This is a genomic window from Embleya sp. NPDC056575, assembly GCF_042793325.1.
In the GTDB taxonomy this organism is placed as follows: Bacteria; Actinomycetota; Actinomycetes; order Streptomycetales; family Streptomycetaceae; genus Embleya.
In genome coordinates this window covers 36,907-59,054 of record NZ_JBHTVA010000019.1, presented here as the reverse complement: position 1 = coordinate 59,054, position 22,148 = coordinate 36,907, and the positions used below count along the sequence as shown (strand labels likewise).

12 protein-coding genes are annotated in these 22,148 nt (G+C 71.8%); 4 read left to right on the top strand and 8 right to left on the bottom strand.

Annotated elements, in window-relative coordinates:
• The first annotated feature begins 103 nt into the window (after positions 1-103).
• From ACFRCG_RS17255 to ACFRCG_RS17240, 4 genes are read left to right on the top strand one after another with little or no spacing between them, the layout of a single operon-like run.
• The gene (locus ACFRCG_RS17255) at positions 104-3,397 is read left to right on the top strand and encodes an amino acid adenylation domain-containing protein (RefSeq protein ID WP_380032317.1); all 3,294 of its coding nucleotides are present in this window, start codon (positions 104-106) and stop codon (positions 3,395-3,397) included.
• Positions 3,390-4,421: an aldo/keto reductase gene (locus tag ACFRCG_RS17250; RefSeq protein WP_380032315.1), complete on the top strand. Its 1,032-nt coding sequence runs from the start codon at positions 3,390-3,392 to the stop codon at positions 4,419-4,421. The genes ACFRCG_RS17255 and ACFRCG_RS17250 overlap by 8 nt, the downstream gene beginning before the upstream one ends.
• Positions 4,422-4,438: 17 nt before the next feature.
• Positions 4,439-11,362, top strand: coding sequence for an amino acid adenylation domain-containing protein (locus ACFRCG_RS17245; protein WP_380032313.1), 6,924 nt, complete (start codon positions 4,439-4,441; stop codon positions 11,360-11,362).
• A 12-nt stretch (positions 11,363-11,374) separates the two neighbouring features.
• On the top strand, positions 11,375-12,286 hold the full coding sequence (locus ACFRCG_RS17240) for a pyridoxal-phosphate dependent enzyme (protein ID WP_380032311.1): 912 nt from the start codon (positions 11,375-11,377) through the stop codon (positions 12,284-12,286).
• Positions 12,287-12,324: 38 nt separating this feature from the next.
• On the opposite strand, the gene ACFRCG_RS17235 is transcribed toward ACFRCG_RS17240, so the two are convergent.
• Genes ACFRCG_RS17235 through ACFRCG_RS17200 form a run of 8 tightly spaced genes read right to left on the bottom strand, consistent with a single transcriptional unit; the run spans position 12,325 to position 21,926 of the window.
• Positions 12,325-13,197, bottom strand: coding sequence for an ABC transporter permease (locus tag ACFRCG_RS17235; RefSeq protein WP_380032309.1), 873 nt, complete (start codon positions 13,195-13,197; stop codon positions 12,325-12,327).
• Positions 13,194-14,195 carry an ATP-binding cassette domain-containing protein gene (locus ACFRCG_RS17230; RefSeq protein WP_380032308.1) on the bottom strand — a complete coding sequence of 334 codons (1,002 nt, stop codon included), beginning with the start codon at positions 14,193-14,195 and terminating at the stop codon, positions 13,194-13,196. The genes ACFRCG_RS17235 and ACFRCG_RS17230 overlap by 4 nt, the downstream gene beginning before the upstream one ends.
• Complete coding sequence (locus ACFRCG_RS17225; protein WP_380032306.1) at positions 14,171-14,965, bottom strand: thioesterase II family protein; 795 nt, start codon at positions 14,963-14,965, stop codon at positions 14,171-14,173. The genes ACFRCG_RS17230 and ACFRCG_RS17225 overlap by 25 nt, the downstream gene beginning before the upstream one ends.
• Positions 14,962-16,530 carry a lyase family protein gene (locus ACFRCG_RS17220; RefSeq protein WP_380032304.1) on the bottom strand — a complete coding sequence of 523 codons (1,569 nt, stop codon included), beginning with the start codon at positions 16,528-16,530 and terminating at the stop codon, positions 14,962-14,964. The genes ACFRCG_RS17225 and ACFRCG_RS17220 overlap by 4 nt, the downstream gene beginning before the upstream one ends.
• Complete coding sequence (locus tag ACFRCG_RS17215; protein WP_380032302.1) at positions 16,527-17,756, bottom strand: ATP-grasp domain-containing protein; 1,230 nt, start codon at positions 17,754-17,756, stop codon at positions 16,527-16,529. The genes ACFRCG_RS17220 and ACFRCG_RS17215 overlap by 4 nt, the downstream gene beginning before the upstream one ends.
• On the bottom strand, positions 17,753-18,853 hold the full coding sequence (locus tag ACFRCG_RS17210; RefSeq protein WP_380032300.1) for a cysteine synthase family protein: 1,101 nt from the start codon (positions 18,851-18,853) through the stop codon (positions 17,753-17,755). Before ACFRCG_RS17210 ends, ACFRCG_RS17215 begins: the two co-directional genes overlap by 4 nt.
• The gene (locus tag ACFRCG_RS17205; RefSeq protein WP_380032298.1) at positions 18,850-20,103 is read right to left on the bottom strand and encodes a cytochrome P450; all 1,254 of its coding nucleotides are present in this window, start codon (positions 20,101-20,103) and stop codon (positions 18,850-18,852) included. The genes ACFRCG_RS17210 and ACFRCG_RS17205 overlap by 4 nt, the downstream gene beginning before the upstream one ends.
• Entirely contained in the window at positions 20,103-21,926 is a 1,824-nt protein-coding gene (locus ACFRCG_RS17200) for an amino acid adenylation domain-containing protein (protein ID WP_380032296.1), read from the bottom strand. Before ACFRCG_RS17200 ends, ACFRCG_RS17205 begins: the two co-directional genes overlap by 1 nt.
• Positions 21,927-22,148 lie beyond the last annotated feature (222 nt).

Genomic DNA, 22,148 nt, shown 5'->3' with positions numbered 1-22,148 from the left:
CGCTTGCGTAGTAGGGGAATCGTGATCATCGTTAAGATCATCGTCGAGCGGATGCCAACTTCCCGTCACACCAATGATCCCTGAGGCGACCTACGTTGGGGCCATGAACCTCGGTTGGCGGGGCCATCGGCATCCCGTCCTTCTCAGGCCCGACATTTCTTTGGCGGACGCCGCCGTCCGGACACTGGCGGAAGTCGCCCGACGACTGGGACGGGAACTGACCCTCAGCGCACCGGCGTTCGACCCGAAGGCCGTCGCCGTCCATACGCACGACGCGTCCGACGACACGGCCGGGCCGACCGTGCGGGCACGGATCGACTCCGCCGGTCGGCTGTCGGTGGAACTGAGATGTCCTCCCGGCGACGTGTGGGAGCGGGCCACGGCGGCGGTCACCGAGATGCTCGGCGAACTGCTGGGCGCGGTACTGGCCGAACCGGACCTGGACCTCGGCGAGGTCGCCGCACTGTCCCAGGACACCGAGTCGGCGGTGCTGGGCCCGCTCGCGGGAAAACGCGTGGACCACGGCCCCTATCGCAGTGTCCCGGAACGGATTCTGGCCGTCAGCCGATCACTTCCGGATGCCGTCGCGGTATACGCCGCCGACGGCACGCTGACCTACCGCCGATTCGTGGCGCACGCCGCTGCCGTGGCCACCCGGATCCGCGCCGCCACACCGAAAGCCGGCGCATTGGTACCCATCCTCGTCGCCGACGGCCTCGCCCTGCCGGTGTCGTGGGCCGCCGCGATGCTGGCCGGGATCGGCTATGTACCGATCGACCCCCGCTGGCCCGCCGCGCGGATCGCGCACACCCTCGACCTGCTCGACGCGCCCGTGGTGTTGTGCACCGACCCGGCCGCCGCCCCCGCCGCCCATCGCGACCGGACGATCCGCATCGAACTCAGCGACAGCAAAGCGCAGTTGGCCTTCGACGACACGCCCGATCCGGCACCGCACGACGTCGTCTACGGCGTCTACACCTCCGGCACGACCGGAACTCCCCAGTGCGCGGTCAACCTGCACGGCGGCCTGGCGAATCGATTCGCTTTCATGGACCGCTGGTTCGGTCCCCCGCCGGGTCGCGAGGTGGTGCTCCAGAACACCCGGCATACGTTCGATTCGGCGTTCTGGCAACTGTTCTGGCCGCTGACCGCGGGCGGCGCGACCGTGGTTCCCACCTCCGGCGAGCATCTCGATCTGCAGCACACCATCGACCTCATCGACACCCACGCCGTGACCGTCACCGACTTCGTGCCGGCGGTGCTGGGCGCGCTGCTGACCCTGTTGGAGCGGCGGCCGGCGACGGTCGAGCGGCTGCGCTCGTTGCGACACCTCGTGGTCGGCGGCGAGCAGATCAATCCGCAGGATGTGCGGGCTCTGCGGAAGTTGCTGCCGGGACTGCGGGTCAGCAACGCGTACGGACCCTCGGAGGCGTCGATCGGGATGATCTTCCACGAGGTGACGACCGAGGACGGCGACGACATCCCACTGGGCCGGCCGATCGACAACTGCGTCGCCGTCGTCGTCGATGTCGACGGGCGGCCCGTGCCCCCCGGAGCGACCGGTGAGATCGTCATCGGCGGCGCCTGTGTGGGCGCCGGCTACCACGGCGAACCGCACCGCACCGCGCGACGCTTCTTCGATTCCCCGACGTTCGGCCGGATGTACCGCACCGGTGACCTCGGGCACCTCGACGCCGAGGGCCGCTTCCACTTCGGCGGACGTGTCGATCATCAGATCAAGATCGGCGGAGTACGCGTCGAGCCGGGCGAGATCGAGAACGTGGCTCTGGCCTGCAAGGGAGTTCGCCAGGCCGTCGCGCTGGTCACCGGGTCCGCCGAGAACCGTGAGCGTGAGCTGTTGCTCGTCATCACCGGAACGGCGGCCGAGGAGGCGGTGCTTGCGCACCTGCGGGCCGGGCTGCCTCGCGCCGGCGTCCCGCAACGCGTCGTGGTCGTGGCGGAGATGCCTCTCACCGAGGCGGGGAAGATCGACCGGCGACGGCTGGCCCTTCGGGTCGAGCGGCCCGACGCGCCGCCCGCCGCCGTCGGTGCCGATCCCGTGCTGGCGATTCTCCGAACCGCCCTGCGGCGCCCGGACTTCGCGGCCGACGACGACTTCTTCGCCGCAGGAGGGAACTCGCTGCAGGCGGTCGCCGCCGTGGTGGAGCTGAGCGACCGGTTCGGCACGGACATCGGCGTCCGGGACATGGTCGAACATCCGACGGCAAGCGGCCTGCGCCGACTGATCACACAGCGCGGACACGACCGCATACCGTCCTCGGCCGACCTGGTCGCCACCGATCTCGCCGGCCTCGTGGCGAAGCCCGCACCCCGTCCCGCGCGGCGCGGCCGGGCCCCGCGCACGGCGCTGCTCACCGGCGGGACCGGGTTCGTCGGCACCCGACTGCTCCACGAACTCCTCGAACGCACCGACCTGACGGTGCTCTGCCTGACCCGCGCCACCGACGATGCCCACGCGCGGCAACGGCTCCTGGACGCCCTGTCCGCGCAGGGCCTGAACCACACCGGGTACGCCGGCCGGATCACCGCGGTCGCCGGGGACCTGGCCCTCCCCGACTTCGGGCTGACGCACGCCCGCCGGCGCCGGCTCGCCGAGGAGTGCGACCTGATCGTGCACGGCGGCGCCCTGGTCAACCTCCTGTACGACTACCGCATGCACCGCGAGCCCAACGTGCTGGGCACCGCGGAGCTGATCCGCCTGGCCCGCGAAGCCGGCGGCATCCCCCTGCACCACATCTCGACGCTCGGTGTCCTGCACGACCACGCGCTGGCCGTCGGCCACCCGGTGTCCGAGGACGTGGACATCACCGCCGTGACCCCGCCGTCGAGCGGCTACAGCCTGTCGAAGTGGGTGGCCGAGCGGCTCGTCCACGCCGCCGACGACCTGCCCGTGACGGTGCTGCGCCTGGGCGAGGTGATGCCCGCCGTCGATACCACCGCCGTACCCAACCCGACCGCGCTCACCCATCTGCTGCTCACCGCCTTCGAGCGGCTGGGCGTTGTGCCCCGGGCGAGGATCCGGTCGGACTACAGCCCGCTGGACACGATCGCCCGGGCCATCGTCGAGGCCATCCGGGATCCGGCGACGCACGGACGTGCCGTTCACCTCTTCAGCCCGGGCAGCGTGCACTTCGACGAACTGGCCGACGCGCACGCGGAGCGGGTGTCCTGCTCGCTGTTCCTGTCCCGGCTGCGCACCGCCGCGGCGGCCGGGGACGCCGAACTGGGCGCGCTGCTCGCCGTCTTCGAGCACCGCGCCGCCGGCCGCGGCAACGACGAGGCCGCTCTTCGCGACGTGCTCGAAAACCTTCTGCAGGACAACCCCGCCCTGTTCACCACATCGCACACCCGCCCGAAGGAGCCTGTCGGTGCATGACGAGGAGCGACCGATGGTCGTCAACGAGCAACAGACGCCGATGCGCCGGCGCACCATGGGACGCCTGGGCTGGAGGGTCGGCGAGGTCGGCTACGGCATGTGGGGAATCGGCGGCGGCCCGGGCGGATTCACCGGCTGGGACTACGACATCGCCCCGGACGCCCTCGATCTGGCCGTGGACATGGGCTGTACGTTCTTCGACACGGCCTGGGCCTACGGACGCGGCAAGTCCGAGGAACTGCTCGGCGAACTGCGCGACCGCCGCCCCGACGCGGGAATGCGGCTGGCCACCAAGGTTCCCCCGCTCAACCGCGAATGGCCACCGCGCCCGCAGGACACCATCGAGGACGTCTTCCCCCTCGATCACATCCTCGACTACACGCGGCGCAGCCTGGACAACCTCGGCGTCGACAGGATCGACCTTCTCCAGCTCCACGTCTGGGAGGACCGCTGGGCCGCGGATCCCACCTGGCAGAAGGCCGTCACCCTGCTCAAGGAGCAGGACCTGATCGACGGATTCGGCATCAGCGTCAACCGCTGGGAGCCGACGAACTGCTTCGCCGCGCTCGACACCGGGCTGGTCGACGCGATCCAGGTCATCTACAACGTCTTCGACCAGGCCCCCGAGGACGAGCTGTTCCCCCGAGCGATCGAGGAGGGCATCGCGATCATCGCCAGGGTCCCCTTCGACGAGGGTTCGCTGACCGGGAACCTGAGCGCCGACACCGTGTTTCCCCCCGAGGACTGGCGCGCCGTCTACTTCGGGCCGGAGAACCTGCCGCCCACCATCGAACGTGTCGACGCGCTGCGCGGCCTCGTCCCCGCCGAGCAGACCCTGCCGGAACTGGCACTGCGTTTCGCACTGCACCACCCCGCCGTCTCCGTGGTCATCCCGGGCATGCGCCGCCCCGAGCACGTGCGCTCGAACCTGCGCGTGTCCGGATCGGCGCCGCTGCCGGCGCAGTTGCTCGAAGCGCTGCGCGCCCACCGCTGGGACCGGCGGCCGACGCACTGGTCGATGTGAGCACCGAGGAGATCCGGGTGACCCGAACCCAAGACACGTCGCCCGCCGCCGTCGACGGCGACGTCTGGTCGTCCCTGGCCACGCAGGCCGCCCGCACGCCGCACGCGCCGGCACTGGCCGACGCGCACGGCGAACTGGACTACGCGGCCCTGTTCGCCCTGGTCGCCGACCTGGCGGACCGACTGGCCGACGCGGGCGTACGACCGGGTGATCTCGTCGGAATCCGGCTGCCGCGCGGCCGGGACGCGGTCGTGGCGATCCTGGCGGTCCTGCGTGCCGGGGCCGGATACGTGCCCCTCGACCCGGTGTACCCGGCGGCCCGCCTGGACCTGATGATCGAGGAGACCCGGCCGCGCGCGCTGATCACGGCCGACGGTGTGCTGCCACTGGACGAGAGCGTGCGCCGACGGGACCCGGCGTACGTCATCTTCACCTCCGGCTCGACGGGTCGGCCGAAGGGCGTCCTGGTCGGGCGTCGGCAACTGCGGGACTTCACCGCCGTGTTCGCGGACCGGTTCGGCTTCGCGACGGGCGACCGGATCCTGCAGTTCGCCTCGTTGAGCTTCGATACGAGTGTCGAGGAGATCTTCTGTCCGCTGCTCCGGGGCGCCACCCTGGTCCTGCGCGACGACGACATGATCGGCAGGCCGGACCTGTTCCTCGACCGTTGCGACGCGCTCGGGATCACCGTCCTGGACCTGCCGACCGCGTACTGGCACCAACTGGTCGCGGCGCTGGACCGGGGCGAGACCAGGCTCCCGGCGGCCGTGCGGTGCGTGATCATCGGCGGCGAGACCGCGCGACCCGACGCGGTACGCCGCTGGCAGGCCGCGGTGGGCGGCGCCGCGCGGCTGTTCAACACGTACGGCCCCACCGAGACCACCGTCGGCGCCACGGCCGCGGACGTGACCGAGTGGTCGGGGGACGTGGTCCCGATCGGCCTCCCCCACCCGGGTGTGACCTGCCGGATCGGCGCCGACGACGAGCTGCTGATCGGCGGCATCGGTGTGGTCGACGGCTACCTGAACCGTCCCGAGCTGACCGCCGAGCGGTTCGTCACGACGCCGGGGCGAGGACGCGAGTACCGCACCGGGGACCGCGTGCGGCGTTCTGCCGATGGGCAGTTGGAGTTCCTGGGGCGGCTCGACGATCAGGTGAAGATCCGGGGCCACCGGGTGGAGCCGGCGGAGGTCGAGGCGACGCTGCGCACCCTCGACGGCATCACCGACGCGGTCGTCCTGGTCGACGCGCGCACCGGCCGCGCCAAGCTGATCGGGCATGTCGTCACCGAGGCCACGACCGACCTGGCGGCGGTACGGGCCGCGCTCGCGGAGCTGGTGCCGGCCCATCTCGTCCCGGCCGCGCTGGTCGGGCACCGGCGCTTTCCGCTGAACCCGCAGGGGAAGATCGACAAGACGGCCCTCGCGACCACGGCGCCGGCGCCGCGGCCGGACGCTCCGGACGTCGCCGCGACTGCGGCGGAGCGCGGCGCCGGTGCGCTGATGGAGGAGATTCTCGGCGCTCCCGTGACGAGCGCGGCCGATGATTTTCTCGCGCTCGGCGGCGATTCCCTGGACGCCGTACGGCTCATCGCCGCCCTGCGGTTGCGGCACGGCGCGGAGTTGACGCTCACCCGGTGGTACGCGGATCCGACCGTCGCCGCGCTCGCGGAGCTGATCGGCGGTGGGAAAGGCGCCGCGGACGGCCCTCCCGTCGCCACCCTGGCCGAGGGGGTCCCGCACCGGCTGAGTCCGATGCAGCGCGACTATTGGATCGCCGAGCGGCTGTGCGCCGATCTGCCCGTGTACACGCTGGGAATTCGCTACCGCTGGGCAACGCCGGTGGACGTTCCGACCCTGACCACGGCGCTCGTGGAACTCGCCCGCAGGCACCCGCTGTTGCGGGCGCGCTTCCCCGACGACGGCACCGAGCCGAGCATGGTCGTCGCACCTGCGGCGGAGATCCCGTTGACGCTGGGCGAACCGGATCGGGCGGGCATCGACGTCCGGCACGGTCCGGTCGCACACGCCTTCCTCGACGGCGACGTGCTCGTGCTGATCGTGCACCACCTCGCCTTCGACGGATGGTCGGCGGGTGTGCTGGGGCGGGAACTCGCCGCGCTGTACCGGGCCGTGCGCGAAGGCGCGGATCCGATCACCGGCGCCGGGCTGCCGCCGGCCGCCGCCGCGCCCGATCTCGCCGCGCGCGCCGCCGATGCGAAGGCCGACGCGGTACTCGTCTCGTACTGGCGGGAGCGCTTCGACGGCGCCGATCTCGACATGGAACTGCCCACCGACCGGCCGCGCCCGGCAGCGCCCTCGTACGCCGCCGGCCGCATCAGCCGTCCCCTGGATCCCGACCTGCCGGCCCGGCTGCGTTCCTACGCCGGCGAGCAGCGGGCGAGCCTGTTCATGGTGGTCCTGGCCGGGCTCCAGGTAGTCCTGCGCCGGTACACCGGGCGGACGGACGTCACCGTGCTCGCACCGGTTGCCGGGCGATCGACCGCCGAGACGGCCTCGTTGATCGGCCCCGCGTTGAACGTGCTGCCGCTGCGCGGCGATGTGTCCGGCGATCCGTCGTTCGCCGAACTCGTCGCGCGGGTACGCGACGCGGTCCTGGGCGACCTCGACCGCGGGCAACTCGCGCTGCCGGATCTGGTGGAGGCGTTGGCGCGGCCCGGCGGGGCCAAGCGGCTGAGCCCGGTGATGCTGACCGTGCACAACACGCCGACGGCGGATGACCGGCTCCTCTGCTACGCCGGGGAGTTGGCGCCGGCCGCGACCATGGTCGACCTCGCGATCGGGCTCGACTTCCCCGCCGACGGCGCGGTGCTGAACGTGGACTACGCCGCCGAACTCTTCGACGAGGCACGCGTCGAGGCGTTCGTCGACCACCTGCTGACGCTCCTCGACGCGGCGATCGGCGGGGCGAGTACGCCGGTCACGCGGCTGCCGATGCTCACCGAAGGTGAGCGTCGCCGCATCGTCGACGACTGGAACGACGTCGTCGCCCCGATACCGGATGCCATCGCCGTACACCAGCTGTTCGAACGCCACACCGCGGCCACGCCCGACGCGCCCGCGCTCAGCGTCGGGGGCGAGACCCTGGCCTACGGGGAGTTGAACCGCCGGGCCAATCGGCTCGCCCGCAGACTGCGCCGGGAGGGGGTTCGGCCGGGCCACCGGGTCGCGATCAACCTGGATCGCGGCATCGAACTCTTCACCGCGATGTGGGCGGTGCTCAAGGCGGGTGGCGCTTACGTGCCGTTGGATCCGGCCTACCCGAGCGACCGGCTGGAGTACATGCTGGCCGACAGTGGGGCGACGGTCGTGATCAACGGGGACTATCTCGCCGATGGGCTGCCCGCAGGGCTCCCCGACGACGACGGCGATCTGCCCCTGTGCAACGCGGCCGACGATCCCGCGTATGTCATCTACACCTCGGGTTCCACCGGCAGGCCCAAGGGCGTCGTGGTCACGCACGGCAACCTCGTGCACGCCGCCGGCATGTGGCGGCAGGCGTACCGGCTGCGGCCGGAGTGGACCTACCTGCAGGCGGCCAGCTTCTCCTTCGACATGTTCGTGGGCGAAACGCTCCGGGCCCATCTCAGCGGCGGCCGGCTGGTGGTGGCCCCGCGCGAGACCCTGCTCGACCCGGCCGATCTGCACGCGCTGATGAAAACCGAGCACGTGGCCTGCACCGAATTGGTGCCCGCGGTGCTGCGTGCGCTTCTGGACCACACCGAACGCGGCGGGGCGGACCTGTCGTTCGTCCGGCTGCTGATCGGCGGCGGCGAGAAGTGGCACGTCAAGGAGTACGCGTTGGCGAAACGCCTCGTCGGGCCGGGCAACCGCGTCGTCAATTCGTACGGCGTCACCGAGGGCACCGTCGACAACGTGCTGTTCGAGGGTTCGGTCGAACACCTCCCCGAGGACGCGCCGTTGCCGATCGGACGGCCCTTCCCGAACAACCGGGTCTACGTGCTCGACGCGCACCGTGAACCCGTTCCCGCTGGTGTGGTCGGCGAGTTGTATCTGGGCGGGCTCGGCGTCGTACCCGGCTATCACGATCGGCCCGAGTTGACCGCCGAGCGGTTCGTGTGCGATCCGTTCGTCGCCGCGCCCGGCGCCCGGATGTACCGCACCGGCGACTCGGCCCGGTTCCACCTCGACGGCACGGTGGACTTCCTCGGCAGGCTCGACGACCAGGTCAAGATCAACGGGTACCGGATCGAACTCGGCGAGATCGAGGCCCGACTCGCGATGATGGAGCGGGTGGCGGCGTGCGCCGTGGCCGTACACGGGCCGCCCGGCGGCATCGGCCGGCTCGTCGGCTACGTGGTGACCCGCGACGGGGCGGACGCCGACGAGGCCGCCTACCGCGAGCTACTCGCCGCCGACCTGCCCGCGCACATGGTCCCCACCCGTATCGTCACGCTGCCCGCGCTCCCGTCGACGCCGAACGGCAAACTGGACCGGCGCGCACTGCCCGCCCCGACCGGGGCCGGGCCCGAGTCCGCCGTGACACTCGCCCGGACCGGTACCGAGAAGCGGATCGCGGCGATCTGGGCGGAGGTCCTCGGGGTTCCCGAACCCGGCATCGACGACGGCTTCTTCGACCTCGGCGGCGACTCGTTCTCGGCTCTCCGGGTCGTCCGGCGCATCGAACCGGCGCCCAGCCTGGTCGAGTTCTACCGATACGCCACCATCCGTCGCCTGGCCGCGCATCTCGACGCGGGGTCGGTGACCGGATCCGCCGATCAGGGGCTGCTGCACCGGCTCACCGCCGCGGACGCCGACCCGGCGACCGGCGGGCACACCGTCGTCGCGGTGCCCTACTCCGGGGGCAGCGCCGTCGCCTATCAGCCGCTCGCCGACGCGCTTCCGGCGAACTGGGCGTTGCGGGCCGTGGAGTTGCCGGGCCACGACCGATCCAGGCCGGACGAGGAGTTGGAGCCGATCGCCGTCGTCTCCGACCGCATCGTCGAGGAAATGCGCACGATCGAGGGCCCGGTCCTGCTCTACGGACACTGCCTGGGCGTCGCACTCACGGTGGAGGTGGCGCGGCGCGCCGAGGCGGCGGGTGTCCCGCTGGCGGGCGTCGCCCTCGGGGCGGGATTTCCGACCGCCCGGCTGCCGGGACGGTTCTTCGACTGGATCTACCGGCACATACCGGTGGATCGTTTCACCTCCGACCGTGAATACCTGGCCTACCTCCGCGCGCGCGGCGGCTTCACCGATCTGGACGACGAGCAGGAGGCCTTCGTACTGCGCAACGTCCGGCACGACGCGCGCGACGCCGAGGAGTACTTCACGGCGGCGTACCGGCGGACGTACCGTCCGCTGAAGGCTCCGGTGCTCACGGTCGTCGGCGCCCGGGACCGGGTCACCGAGCACTATCAGGAACGCCACCGGGAATGGCGGCACTTCACCGAGGGCGACCTCGGCCTGGCGGTGCTGCCGCGTGCGGGGCACTTCTTCCTCAAGAGCCACGCGGAGCCGCTTGCGCAGGCCCTGGTGGCCGGGGTCGACGCCGGTGCGCGGCGGTCGGACGCCTCGCCGAACGCCGCGTCGACGGTGAAGCCGGCCATGCGCTTCCCCGCCGAGGCGCGGACCCCGGCGGCGGGGACGGCGCCCGATCTGCGCAAGTTCGCGCTGGTCGCGCTCGGTCAGCTCCTGTCGATGATGGGCAGCGGGCTGAGCACACTGGTACTGAGCATCTGGGTGCTGGACCGCACCGGCTCGCTCACCTCCTTCGCGGTGGTGAGCGCGATCGCACTGCTCCCCGGCATCCTGGTGGGACCGCTCGCCGGGGCCGTCGCCGACCGGTGGGACCGCCGCAAGGTGATGCTGGCGAGCGATACCACGGCCGGTCTCTCGATGGCGGCCCTGGTCGTCCTCATGCACGGCGACGGTCTGCACCTGTGGCACGTCTACCTGGTCGTGTCGGTGACGTCGGTGGCCGGGGCGTTCCAGCGGCCGGCCTACCTCGCGGCGGTCGCGCAGCTCGTACCCAAGCGTTATCTCGGCCACGCCGCCGGAATCGGGCAGCTCGGCGTCGGTGTCGGGCTGGTGTTCTCGCCGATGCTCGGTGCCGCGCTGATCGAGCCGATCGGTGTCGACGGTGTGCTCCTCGTCGACACGGGCACCTTCGCGATCGGGGCACTCACGCTGCTTCTCGTGCGCTTCCCGGACCTGATGTTCCGGGTACGCGAGGAGACCTTCGGCGCGGAGATCCGCAACGGCTGGCGCTACATCACCCGCCGACCCGGTCTGCGCGCGGCCCTTCGCTTCTTCGTCGTCGACCACGTCTTCTACACCCTGGGCTTCGCCGTCATCACGCCGATGTTGCTGGCGGAGCAGTCGGACGCGGTATTGGGTCTGGCGCTGGGCGCCGGCGGCGTCGGCGGGATCGTCGGCAGCGTCCTGATGGGTCTGTGGGGCGGTACCGCCCGGCGCAGTCACGGGATGCTCATCGCGATGGGCATCGGCAGTTTCGCGATGATCCTGGTCGGAGTCTCCACCGTCCCGGCGCTGATCGTCGTCGGGATGTTCCTTGTGGGGTTCGGCGAATCCCTCGCCGAAGGCCATTGGATCGCGATCGTGCAGAGCAAGGTCGGGTTCGAATTGCAGGGCCGTGTGCTGTCCCTGTTCATCACCTTGATGATGCTGACGATGCCGCTGGGTTACCTCGTGGTCGGGCCCCTGGCCGAGCGGTTCGTGCAACCACTGCTCGAATCCGAGGGCCCGGGACGGGGCCTGGCCCTGTTGATCGTCCTGAGCGGTGTGCTGCAACTGGCCTGGTCCGTCCGCGGTTGGTTCAACGACCGGTTGCGGCTGATCGAGGACGAACTGCCCGACGCCATACCGCCCGCCGAGATCGGCTCGCGCGACGACCTGCAGCGCGAAGCCGACGAACTGCTCTCCGTCCGCACCCGGTGAAGGAATACCCTCTTGTTGCCTCCGATTTCCCTCGCCCCGCCCACCGATCCGTACCTGACCCCCCTGATCGTCGCGGACGGCCTCCTGCCGGGCGTGCGCGTCTTCCTCAAGGACGAGTCCCGCTACGCCTCCGGCAGCCACAAGGAACCCGCCGCCCGCGCGGTCGTGGCCCGCGCCGTCGCCGAGGGCCACGACCGGATCGTCGTGGGATCGTGCGGCAGTTACGGGCGGGCGATGGCGACGGCGTGCGCGGCGGCGGGCCTGCGGTCCACCGTGGTGCTGCCCGCGGACTGGGGTGACGGCGGCGCCGCCGTGGCGACCGCCGGGGCCGACATCCGTTTCGTGCGCGGCGGTTATGAGGACGCCGTGGACGAATCCCGTCGTCTGGCCGTCGAGTTGGGGGCTCTGGACGGCAATGTCGACGGGCCCTGCACGGACGCGATCCTGGCGGGCCACGGACATGTCGTGCGCGTGCTGCACCGTGAACTGGGCGCCGCTCCGGCCGCGCTGTGGATCCCGGTCGGCAACGGTACGACGATCGTCGCCGCCCACCGCCAGGCCCGCCTCCTGGCCTGGCCGGTGGCCCTCCACGCCGTCGGCTCCCCCGGCAACAACCCGATCGTGACGAGTTGGCCGGGCCGGTACCGCACGCTGTCGAGCCACGAGGTGGTCACGACGGAGCACAACGAGCCACTGGTCAACCGGCACGCCCTGCACGGCCCCGAGGCCCTGGCCGCGATATCCGCCTCGGGCGGCGCGGCCCGCGCCGCGACCGACGACGAACTACTCGCCGCCCGGGCCCTGCTGGGCCGCTACGGAGTACACCCCACCGCGGCGGGCTCGGCCGGGCTCGCCGGCCTGCTGGCCCACGCCGGGACCGCCGAGGTCCACGGGGACCAGATCGTCCTGGTGACCGGCCGCTGAGACGGCGCGAGGCACGGTCCACGTGCCTCCCCCGACGATCAGGTGGATTTGTTGTGGTAGCGGGCTATGGCCAGAGGGGCGCAGATGGCGGTGATGGCGACGGTCCACGCCAGTGCCTGCCAGGGGGATGAGCCCGCGTCGGTGCCGTTGAACCAGGCGCGCATGGTGTCCACCACCACCGTTATCGGGCTGTGGTCGGCGTAGGGGCGGAGCCAGGACGGCATTGTGGAGACCGGGACGAAGATCGAGCTGATGAAGGTGAACGGGAACAACCAGGCCGTGCCGCCCGCTTGGGCGGCTTCCGGGGTGGATACCGCCATGCCGATGAGGGCGGCCAGCCACGAGAAGGCGTAGCCGAAGGCGAAGAGGAGGAGGAAGGCACCCGCCATGGGCAGGGGGTCGCCATCGAAGCGGAAGCCGACCGCCAGGCCGACGGCGACCATCACGACCACGGCCACCAGGGTGCGGGCCAGTTCGGAGAACGTGCGGCCGGCCAGCACCGCCGATCGGCTCACCGGCATCGAGCGGAAGCGGTCCATGATGCCCTTGTTCATGTCGTCGGCGAGCCCGACGGCGGTGCCCGCGACCGACCCGAACAGGACCATTTGCACGAAGATGCCGGGAAGCAGGAACTGGCCGTAGTCGCCGCCCGGGACCTCGATCGCGCCGCCCAGGACATAGCGGAACAGCAGGATGAAAATCACCGGCTGGATGAGCGCGTACATCAGGAGGTCGGGGGTGCGGTGGAGGTGTTTGAGGTTGCGGAGCGCCATTTCCCCGGCGTCGGAGAGCCACCACGTGATGCCGCCCCGGTGGACGTATGTGCCCGCGCCGGGGACCGCTTGGGTGGTTGATGTGCCCGGGTTGCGGCGCGCGATCGGTGCGGACTCTTCGCGCGAGATGCTGCTCATCGCTGCTCCGTCCCCTTGGTCGTGACCGCGGTGAGGTGTTCGGCGTCGGGAGTCGGGGGCTTGTGGTGGTCGGTCAGGGCGAAGAAGGCGTCGTCGAGGGTGGGGCGGCGGACCGCCATGTCCAGGACGGTCACCTTGGCCGCGTCCAACCGGCGGACCAGGTCGGGCATCAGCAGCGCCGCGCCGGTGGTCGTCACCGTCAGCCGACCCTTGCCGTCGTGGTTGCACGGGCTGTCGTGGATGACCGGGCGGATCGCCTGTTCGGCGCGTTCGTGGGTGGCGGGGTTGTCGAGGTGGATCTCCAGGCGTTCGCCGCCCACCCGGTCCTTGAGCTGGTCGGGAGTGCCCCGTGCGATCACCGTGCCGTGTTCGACGACCGCGACCGTGTCCGCGAGGTGGTCGGCCTCCTCCAGGTATTGGGTGGTCAGAAGGACGGTGGTGCCGGCGGCGGACAGGTCGGTGATCACCTGCCAGATCGACTCCCTGCTTCTCGGGTCCAGGCCGGTGGTGGGTTCGTCGAGGAAGATGACTTCGGGGCGGGCGATCAGGCCGGCCGCGAGGTCGAGTCGGCGGCGCATGCCGCCCGAGTAGGTGCGGACCAGGCGTTCGGCGGCGTCGGCGAGGTCGAATCGGTCGAGGAGTTCGTGCGCGCGGTTGCGGGATTCGGCGCGGCCGCGGCGGGCGAGTCGGCCGAGCATGCGCAGGTTTTCGTAGCCGGTGAGCTTCTCGTCGACCGCCGCGTACTGGCCCGTGAGGCCGATGCGGGGCCTGACCTGTTCGGGGTGACGCAGTGCGTCCACCCCGCATACGTGCACGGATCCGGAGTCGGGGCGCAGGAGCGTGGCCAGGATGCGCACGACCGTGGTCTTGCCGGCTCCGTTGGGACCCAAAAGGCCCAGGACCGTGCCCTGTTCGACGGTCAGGTCGAATCCGTCCAGCGCGTGCACGTCGCCGTACCTCTTGCACAGCGCCGCTATGGCGATGGCGTCGTCCGGCATGACTCCACGATCCTTTCGAGGGTGGTCGGGGCGGACAGTTCGCGGGCCAGGGTGGTCAGGAGAGTGCTGCGGGCGCTGTGGAGGAAGAAGTGGTCGCCCGGGAGGACGTGCAGGGCGAAGTCGGCGGTGGTTTGCTCCCGCCAGCCGGCCGCGGTCGCCTCGGTGGCCTCCGGGTCGGCGTCGCCCACGAACGCGCTGACGGGGTGGGGCAACGGAGGCCGCGCGAGGTAGATGTAGTCGTCGACCATGGCGAAATCGGAGCGCAGTACGGGTAGGACCAGTTCGCGTAGTTCCGGGTCGGCGACGACCTCGGCCGGGAGGCTGCCCATGCCTTCGATGCGGGCGATGAACTCGTCGTCGGGCAGGTCCGAGTCGCGGATCGCGGCCGGTGGATACTGGGGGGCCGGGCATCCGGACGCGAACAGCCGTACCGGGGGCGGTGCGTCGAGATCGCGCAGCCTGCGGCACAGTTCGAATGCGAGCCGGCCGCCGATGCTGTGCCCGAAGACGGCGTAGGGGCGATCGATGCTCGCGGCGACCGCGGCGGCCATCGCGTCGATGTCGATGTGCGGGGGCTCGCGGAGTCGGGTCTCGCGTCCCGGGTATTGGATCGGTGCGACCTCGAACGACCCGAGCGCGTCGAGCGCCGCGGGCCAGTCGCGGAAGGCGGAGGCGCCCGCGCCCGCGTAGGGGAGGCAGTACAGCCGCAGGTCGGCGTCGGGGCGCGGACGGGGCGATGTCACCCACGGCCCACGGCGTTGGCCGGTCATCGCGTGCTCCTTCGGTCCGAGCGGTCGTGGGGTGTCGGGCGCTTCGTGCGGCCGCGGGCGTCGATCGGGGCCGCTCCTGCCCGCCGTATCTCCGCCACCGCCGCGTCCAGGGCGGGTTCGTAGCCCATCCAGCGGTGGCGCAGCGCGCGCAGCAGGGCGAGTTGGTCGCCGAGGCGGTGGCGGGTGCCGCACAGGCAGTCGTCGAGCGCCCCGGGGCCGGGGCCGCCGCCGTATTCGGCGCTCTCGGCCACTGCGGCGGGCGAAGCGGGCGCAGTGGTAAGGCCGTTCGCCTCGGGCAGTCGGGCCAACGCGTCGGCCAGCGGTTCGCCGCCGTTGGCGAGTGCGGTACGAACCGCCCCGGCGACTGCGGCGTGCGCGGCCCGGAAGCCGAGATCCGTGTCGAGGGCGAGGCGGTTGGCGGCTTCGGTCGCCGCCGTGTAGCCGGCTTCCGCACGGGCCCTCATGCGCTCGGCGTCCGGTCGGGCCGCGCCGACCACCAGGCGCAACAGCTCCGCCGCCTGGGCGAGTTGCCATACCGCGTCCTCGACCGGGCGCATGCCCTCGGCGTGCACGGCGATGGAGTTGCTGAACGGGGCCTTGTGCATCGCGGTCGCGGCTGTGACGAACGCGCCGAGCGGTGCCGCCGCCTTGCCGGCGACGTGTTCCAGGACGAAGACGTTGCGCTTTTGCGGCATCATCGAACTGCCGCTGGTCAGTTCGTCGGGGACGGTCAACAGCCCGCTGTCCGACGTGGTCCACGACGACAGGTCGGTGGCCACGCGTGCGAGCAGCACGCCCAGGACGGCGCCGGCGGCCGAGAGCCGCAACCCCGCGTCGCGCGAGGCGACCGCCTCGACCGAATTGGCCCGTGCACCGGCGAAGCCGAGCAGTGTGGCGGTGCGGCCGGCGTCGATCGGCACCGTGGTGCCGCCCACACCGCCCGCGCCCAGCGGACTGCGGTCCAGGTCCTCGACGACGCGGGCCAGCGCGTCGATGTCGGCCGCCAACGCCACCGCGACACCGCTCAGGTAGTGGCCGTACGTGATCGGCACGGCGGGCTGGTGGTGGGTGAAGGCGGGCATCACCACGCGTGCGTATCGCCGTGCCGTGCGGGTCAGTGTGCCGAGCAGGCGCAGCGACTGCCACAGCAGGTCGAGATACGGGCCGCGCAGCCGGAGTTGCTGCAGCGTGGCGGTGAGGTCGTTGCGTGAGCGGCCGAGTTGCAGTTGACCGCCGACGTCCGGGCCCAGTCGCTCGGTCAGGAACAGTTCGTACATCAGGTACCAGCCGCGCGGGGCCGGGCGCTCGCGCAGTGACGCGAAGTCCTCGGCGCGCAGGTCGTCCACGGCGGCGAGCAGTCGGGCGGCGGCGTCCATCGGCAGGATGCCGCGTTCGGCGAGCATCACGACATGTGCCCGGTCGATCTGCGTGGTGAGCCGCAGGGCCCCGGCGAACGCCGCGTCCACTCCAGGCTGTTGGGTCAGTGCCCGTACACGCGGATGCATCGGGACGCGGCCGCCCGTGTGTACCCGGTCGTCGATGGCCTGTGGCGAATCGGCGCTCACCGCAGCGCCTCCCCCACCATCGTGCGCACCGTGAGCCTGCGCAGCGCCCGTTCGGCCAGCGCCGCCGCCGTATCCGTATCCGGCGCGGTGGCCAGCACCGCGCCGATCCGGTCGCGAAAGTCACCGTGTCGCACGGTCGGTCCGGCCGCCCGATCGATGTCGACCCGCCGCACACCCGGCATCGCGGCCGCCTCCGAAACCCCGTCGACGCCGGCCCACACGCCGCTCGCGGGCGCGAGCAGAAAACGCACGGCCGCCGCCCCCGCACGGTCCGCCGCACGCGGCGCCACCGACCGGCCCAACGCCGTGGCCAAGAGCGCGTCGATCAGGTCCACGCCATGGGCGGCGAGCACGAGTTCGGGGATATGCCCGCCCGCGAGCCGAGGGTTGACCTCGATCACCACCGGTCCGTCGGCTCCCACCCGCAGTTCGACATGTGTCGGCTGGTCGGCGAGGCCCAGCGCCGTGACCGCCGCCGTGGCGCACGAGCGCAGCGCGGCGAGCAGTTCGGGCTCGACGACGGCCGGGAAGTCGTGTCCGCTCTCCACGAAGTACGGCGGTTGGCCCAGATGTTTGGCCACGACGCCGACCACCCGGCCGCCGACCGACTCGACGGAGAACTCCGGGCCGGTCACGTACTCCTGGAGCAACACCCCGGTGGGAATCGCGAGTCCGCGCTCGTTGACGGGCGCGCCCAGCAGCGCCGCCGCGTGCCGGCGCAGTTCGTCCGCGCCCGTACACAGGCGCACGCCCACGCTGCCGCTGCCGGTGACCGGCTTGACCAGCACCGGTCCGGGACTCAGCCGACGTCGCGCGTGGTCGAGGAGCGAGACGTCGGTGACGGTGACGCCCTCGGGTACGGCCACCCCGGCCGCCGCCAGCGTGCGACGCTGTCGACCCTTGTCCCGACAGGTCGCCACGGCCCGCGGGTCGGGCCCGGGCAGGCCGAGCCGGCCGGCCAGCAGGGCGACCGTCTCGATGTAGTGGTCCGAGGTGCCGGCCACGCCGGCCACCGGGCCGGGCAGGGCTCGGACCGCCGCCACGAGCGCGTCGAGCGACCCGGTGTCGGTGACCACGACCGGGACGTCGTCCTCACGCACGTACGCGTAGCGCTCCGGTCGCGCGCACAGCAGTACCGGCCGCAGGCCCTCGCGGCGCGCGGCCCGCGCCAGGGCTCGTCCGTTGCCGGTGGTGTTGCTCTCCACCAGGACCAGGGTCGCGGTCATCGCACCGGCGCCTGTTCGTGCGGGGACCGGGCCGGATCCGGGGCGGCGCGGCGCCCCCACACCATGCGGTCCCAGTGGCCGCGCACCCGGGCGGGGTCGGTGACGGTGTGCGGTTCGGTGGGCAGTACGGACAGGTGCAGCCCGTGCCGGCGCAGCCAGTGCGGGTCGCCCGAGGTGGACTGGTAGCGGTGCCCCTCGTCGGCGAACAGCGCCAGCACTGTTCGGTCCGGGTGCCGGCGGGCCTCCCAGCGGGCGACCAGGTGTGCGGCGCCGCTGGTCGGCCCCATGAACAGCGCGTGTTCGCGGTGCAGTCGGCCGGTCGCGCCGAACGCCTCGGCGGCACCCAGCCAGTGCACGTCGTCGAAGGTGTCGTGCTCGACGTTGCCCGGCATCAGGCTGTTGCCGAGTCCGCGCAGCGTGCGGGGGCCGTCGGGCAGCCCGAAGAGCACGCTGTGGTGGGTGTCCACGGCCACCGCGCGGGTTTCGGGACGCCGGCGCCGCAGTCCGTGCGCCGTGCCGCACATCGAGCCGCCGGAGCCGACACAGCCCACCAGGGTGTCCACGGGCCCGATGCGCTCGTGGACCAGGTCGGCGACCGCCGTGTAGGCGTCGGGGTTGAGCGGGTTGTCGTATTGCGAGGGCACGAAGGCCGGCGCGTACTGCCTGCGGATCTCCTCGAGCCGGTCGAGGCGGGCGCGTTGGTGTCCGCCGACCGCCGCCGGCTCGGGGACGATCTCGACCCGGGCGCCCAGGTCCTCGAGCCTGGCCCGCAGCGGCGCGTCCAGGACCGGGTCGCTGACCAGGACCAGCGGGTAGCCGCGCAGCGCGGTCACCATGGCCAGGCCCAGTCCGAAGGTGCCGGAGCTGGTCTCCACGACGGTCATGCCCGGGCGCAGTTCGCCGCGTGCGATGGCGGTGTCCAGGATGTGCCGGGCCGGGAGCAGTTTCATCACGGTGAAGCAGGCCGCGTAGAGGTTGTGTTCGAGCCGGACCAGTCGGGGCATCTCGGTGGCGGCGACCGCGTCGCCGAGCCCGACGCTTCGCGCGCCCGGCGCCGTCCCGTTCAGCGCGTGCCCGTGCAACGCCCGGCCGTTCACCGGCTGTTCCGTTCGCGACGGTGGAAGCGCATCGGCATGGACGTGATCCCGTTGATCCAGTTGGACCGCAGGTGGGTGACCTTTCCGGTGGGTTCGACGCCTTCGAGGGCGGTGCCCAGTTCGTCGAAGAGCATCCCCAGGGCCATCCGGCTCGACGGCGCGCCGATGCAGTAGTGCGGGCCGCCGCCGAACGCCAGGTGCGGGTTGGGCGATCGGCCGGGATCGAAGGTGTAGGGGTCGGCGAACACGCTCTCGTCCCGGTTCGCCGAGGCCACCCAGGCGCACACCCACTCACCTCGGCGCAGCGTGGTCCCGGCCATCTCGGTGTCCTCGCGAACCCGGCGCACCAGGTGATTGGTCGGCGTCGTCCAGCGCGCGCCCTCCTCCACCAGCAGGGCCGTGCCGTGCTCGTCGGCCAGTGCGCCGTCCCACAGGTGCGGACGCTCGGCGAGGGCGAGCAGCGTGTGTGAAGCCACGTGCGGTGTGGTGGAGTTGGCGCCGAGCAGGAAGCTGTAGCAGTTCAGCGCGACGCGCAGGTCGTCCATCGGCGCGCCCTCGGTCTCCAGCGTGGTCAGCGCGCTGATCAGGTCCTCGCCCGGGTGGGCGCGCTTGCTTGCGATGATCTCGGCGAAGCACGCGAAGAGTTCGTGGTGGGCGCGGCGCAGTGTCTCGTGGGTGGTCTCGCCGCTGGCGTATTCGGGGTCGTCGGGCGCGATGCTGGCGGTGGTGTAGTGGGCGATGGTCTCCCAGTACGTGTCCGGGATGCCCATGAGTTCGCCGATGACCACCATCGGCAGCAGCCGCATCAGCTTCGCGAAGTCGTGTTCGCCGCCGTCGAGCAGGGGTCGGGCCAGGGCGCGGACCCGTTCACGGATTCCGGCGGCGCGTTTGCGGACGACCGCGTGACCGATGGTGCGCATCGTGGGTCGGCGGATGTCGCTGTGCAGCGGCGGGTCCATCAGCGTGATGGTGCGCCCACCGGCGCTGTCCCCGACGCCGACCGAGGCCAGGATGGTGCCGTCCTCGGAGCCGAAGACGCGGTGGTCCTTGACGATGCGGTCGCATTCGGCGTGCCGTGCGAAGCCCCAGAAGACGTCGCCGACGGCGGGCGCGGTGTGTCTGGTCACCGCCGTGTCCTCACGCATTGTGCGCCATCTGGCGTGTTGGCACTCCTCGTAGAGGGTGGGGTCGGTGACGTCGACGTCGGCGTAGGGGACGCGCAGGCCGGGAGGGGGCGCGGTGATCTCCATCAGCGGGCGCCGTCGCGGTCGCCGCCGGTGGCCGCGGCCAGTTCGGCGATGGTCTGGTGCCGGAAGAACGCCCCGGCCGAGCAGTCGATGCCGAGCCTGCGCAGGCGTTCGATGGTGTCCACGCTGAGCAGCGAGTCGCCGCCGAGCTCGTAGAAGTTGTCGTCGACGCCGACCCGGTCCAGGCGGAGCACCTCCGCCCAGACGTCGGCCATGAGCGATTCGGCCTCGCTGTGCGGTGCCCGGTATTCGGGCAGGTCGCCCAGTCGCTCGCGCGCGGTCCACGGTGCCGCGAGCGCGGACCGGTCCGGTTTGCCGTTGGGGTCGTGCGGCATCTCCTCCAGGACCAGGCAGGTGCCGGGGACCATGTGCGCGGGCAGGCGCTCGCCCAGCCACGCGCGCATCGTGGAGGCGGTGACCCGGGCGTCGCCGGCCGGTACCGCGAAGCCGACCAGCCGCTTTCCGTCCGCCTCGGTGCCGAACACGGCGACCACGGCCTCGGCCACCTCGGGGCGGCCGTTGAGCACCGCCTCGATCTCCCCCGGTTCGATCCGGAAGCCGCGGATCTTGACCTGCCGGTCGGTACGGCCGCGGAACTCGAACGCGCCGTCCTCGCGGCGCCGCGCGAGGTCGCCGGTGCGATACATCCGGCTCGCCCGGCCGCCCCGGAAGGGGTCGGGCAGGAACCGCTCCGCGGTCAGGGCCGAGCGCCGCAGGTAGCCTCGGGCGACGCCGACGCCGCCGACGTACAACTCGCCGACCTCGCCGGGCTCGACCTCGCGCAGGTCCTCGTCGAGTACGTACATCGTGCGTCCGCTCAGCGGTGTGCCGATCGGCACCCGATCCCACTGCGCGTCCGGATCGGCGGCGTGCAGCGACGCGAACGTCGTTGTCTCCGTCGGACCATACGCCGCCAGGACCCGAAGTCCCGCTACGGCGGCGGCTGTTCGTATGTGTTGCGGGGACAGCACGTCACCGCCGGTGATCAGCGTGCCGACCGGCTCCAGTGCGTGCGGCGCGTGGTCGGCCAGGACGTGGAACAGGCCCGTGGTCAGGAACAGCCAGTCGGGCCGCCGCTTGGCCAGTTCGGCCGACAGGTCCTCGACCGCGACGGGCCCGCCGCGCAGGATCTCCACCCGGCCGCCGCGGCACAGCGCGGCCCAGATCTCGAATGTCGAGGCGTCGAACGCCATCGGCGCGTACTGGGCCACCGACTGGCCGGGGCGCACCGCGATGCGTTCCTCGTCCAGGACGAGCGCGACCACGGCGGCGTGTTCGACCACGACGCCCTTGGGCACGCCGGTGGATCCGGACGTGTAGATCACGTAGGCGGCCTGGTCGGGTCGCACCCGGCCGGCCGCGAGTTCCGCGAGCGGATCGTTCGCGGCCGCGTCGCCGCCGCCCGCCTCGGCGTCGGCGTACAGCACCGGCACCCCGTCGTCCACGAAGTCCGGGACGCCGGCGCCGTGTTCGGCGACCACGGCCGACACGGCGCTGTCGCGCACCATGAAGCGTTGCCGCTCCAGGGGGAAGTCGGGGTCGATCGGCACGTACGCGGCGCCCGCGGCCAACACGCCCAGCAGGGCCACGATCGCCGTCGGGGAGCGTGGCACGGTCACCGCGACCCGATCCTCGTGGCCCACCCCGGCGGCGCGCAGACGACTCGTCAACCCGCATGCCCGGGCGTGGAGTTCGCCGTAGGTGAGGGTGTCCCCCTCGATCGAGACGACCGCGATCGCGTCCGGGTCGCGCAGTGCCTGATACTCGACCAGTTCGTGCAGTACCACCGCGTCGCGCTCCGTCGGATGCGCTTCGGACGCCGTCATATTCGTCGTTGTCATCGCCTTCCGCTCCGCTCCGCGTCGCCGAACGCCAAAGGAATGGCTTTTCGACAATTGTTCGGACGCACCTCGGGGTCAATGCCCGCGAAGGAATTCGGAAGGTAGTCGGGACGGTGCCGAGAAGGCGCGGCGCGACGGGAAACATCCGGGAAAGAATCATGGCGGCACGGCATTTCTCCGACGAACATGACGCCACGGTGGACAAGA

Bases quoted from the DNA above. Each gene is read 5' to 3' on its own strand.
- ACFRCG_RS17255 (WP_380032317.1), top strand. From the start codon at position 104: ATGAACCTCGGTTGGCGGGGCCATCGGCATCCCGTCCTTCTCAGGCCC.
- ACFRCG_RS17235 (WP_380032309.1), bottom strand. From the start codon at position 13,197: ATGAGCAGCATCTCGCGCGAAGAGTCCGCACCGATCGCGCGCCGCAAC.
- ACFRCG_RS17200 (WP_380032296.1), bottom strand. From the start codon at position 21,926: ATGACGGCGTCCGAAGCGCATCCGACGGAGCGCGACGCGGTGGTACTG.
- ACFRCG_RS17205 (WP_380032298.1), bottom strand. From the start codon at position 20,103: ATGGAGATCACCGCGCCCCCTCCCGGCCTGCGCGTCCCCTACGCCGAC.
- ACFRCG_RS17215 (WP_380032302.1), bottom strand. From the start codon at position 17,756: ATGACCGCGACCCTGGTCCTGGTGGAGAGCAACACCACCGGCAACGGA.
- ACFRCG_RS17225 (WP_380032306.1), bottom strand. From the start codon at position 14,965: ATGACCGGCCAACGCCGTGGGCCGTGGGTGACATCGCCCCGTCCGCGC.
- ACFRCG_RS17230 (WP_380032308.1), bottom strand. From the start codon at position 14,195: ATGCCGGACGACGCCATCGCCATAGCGGCGCTGTGCAAGAGGTACGGC.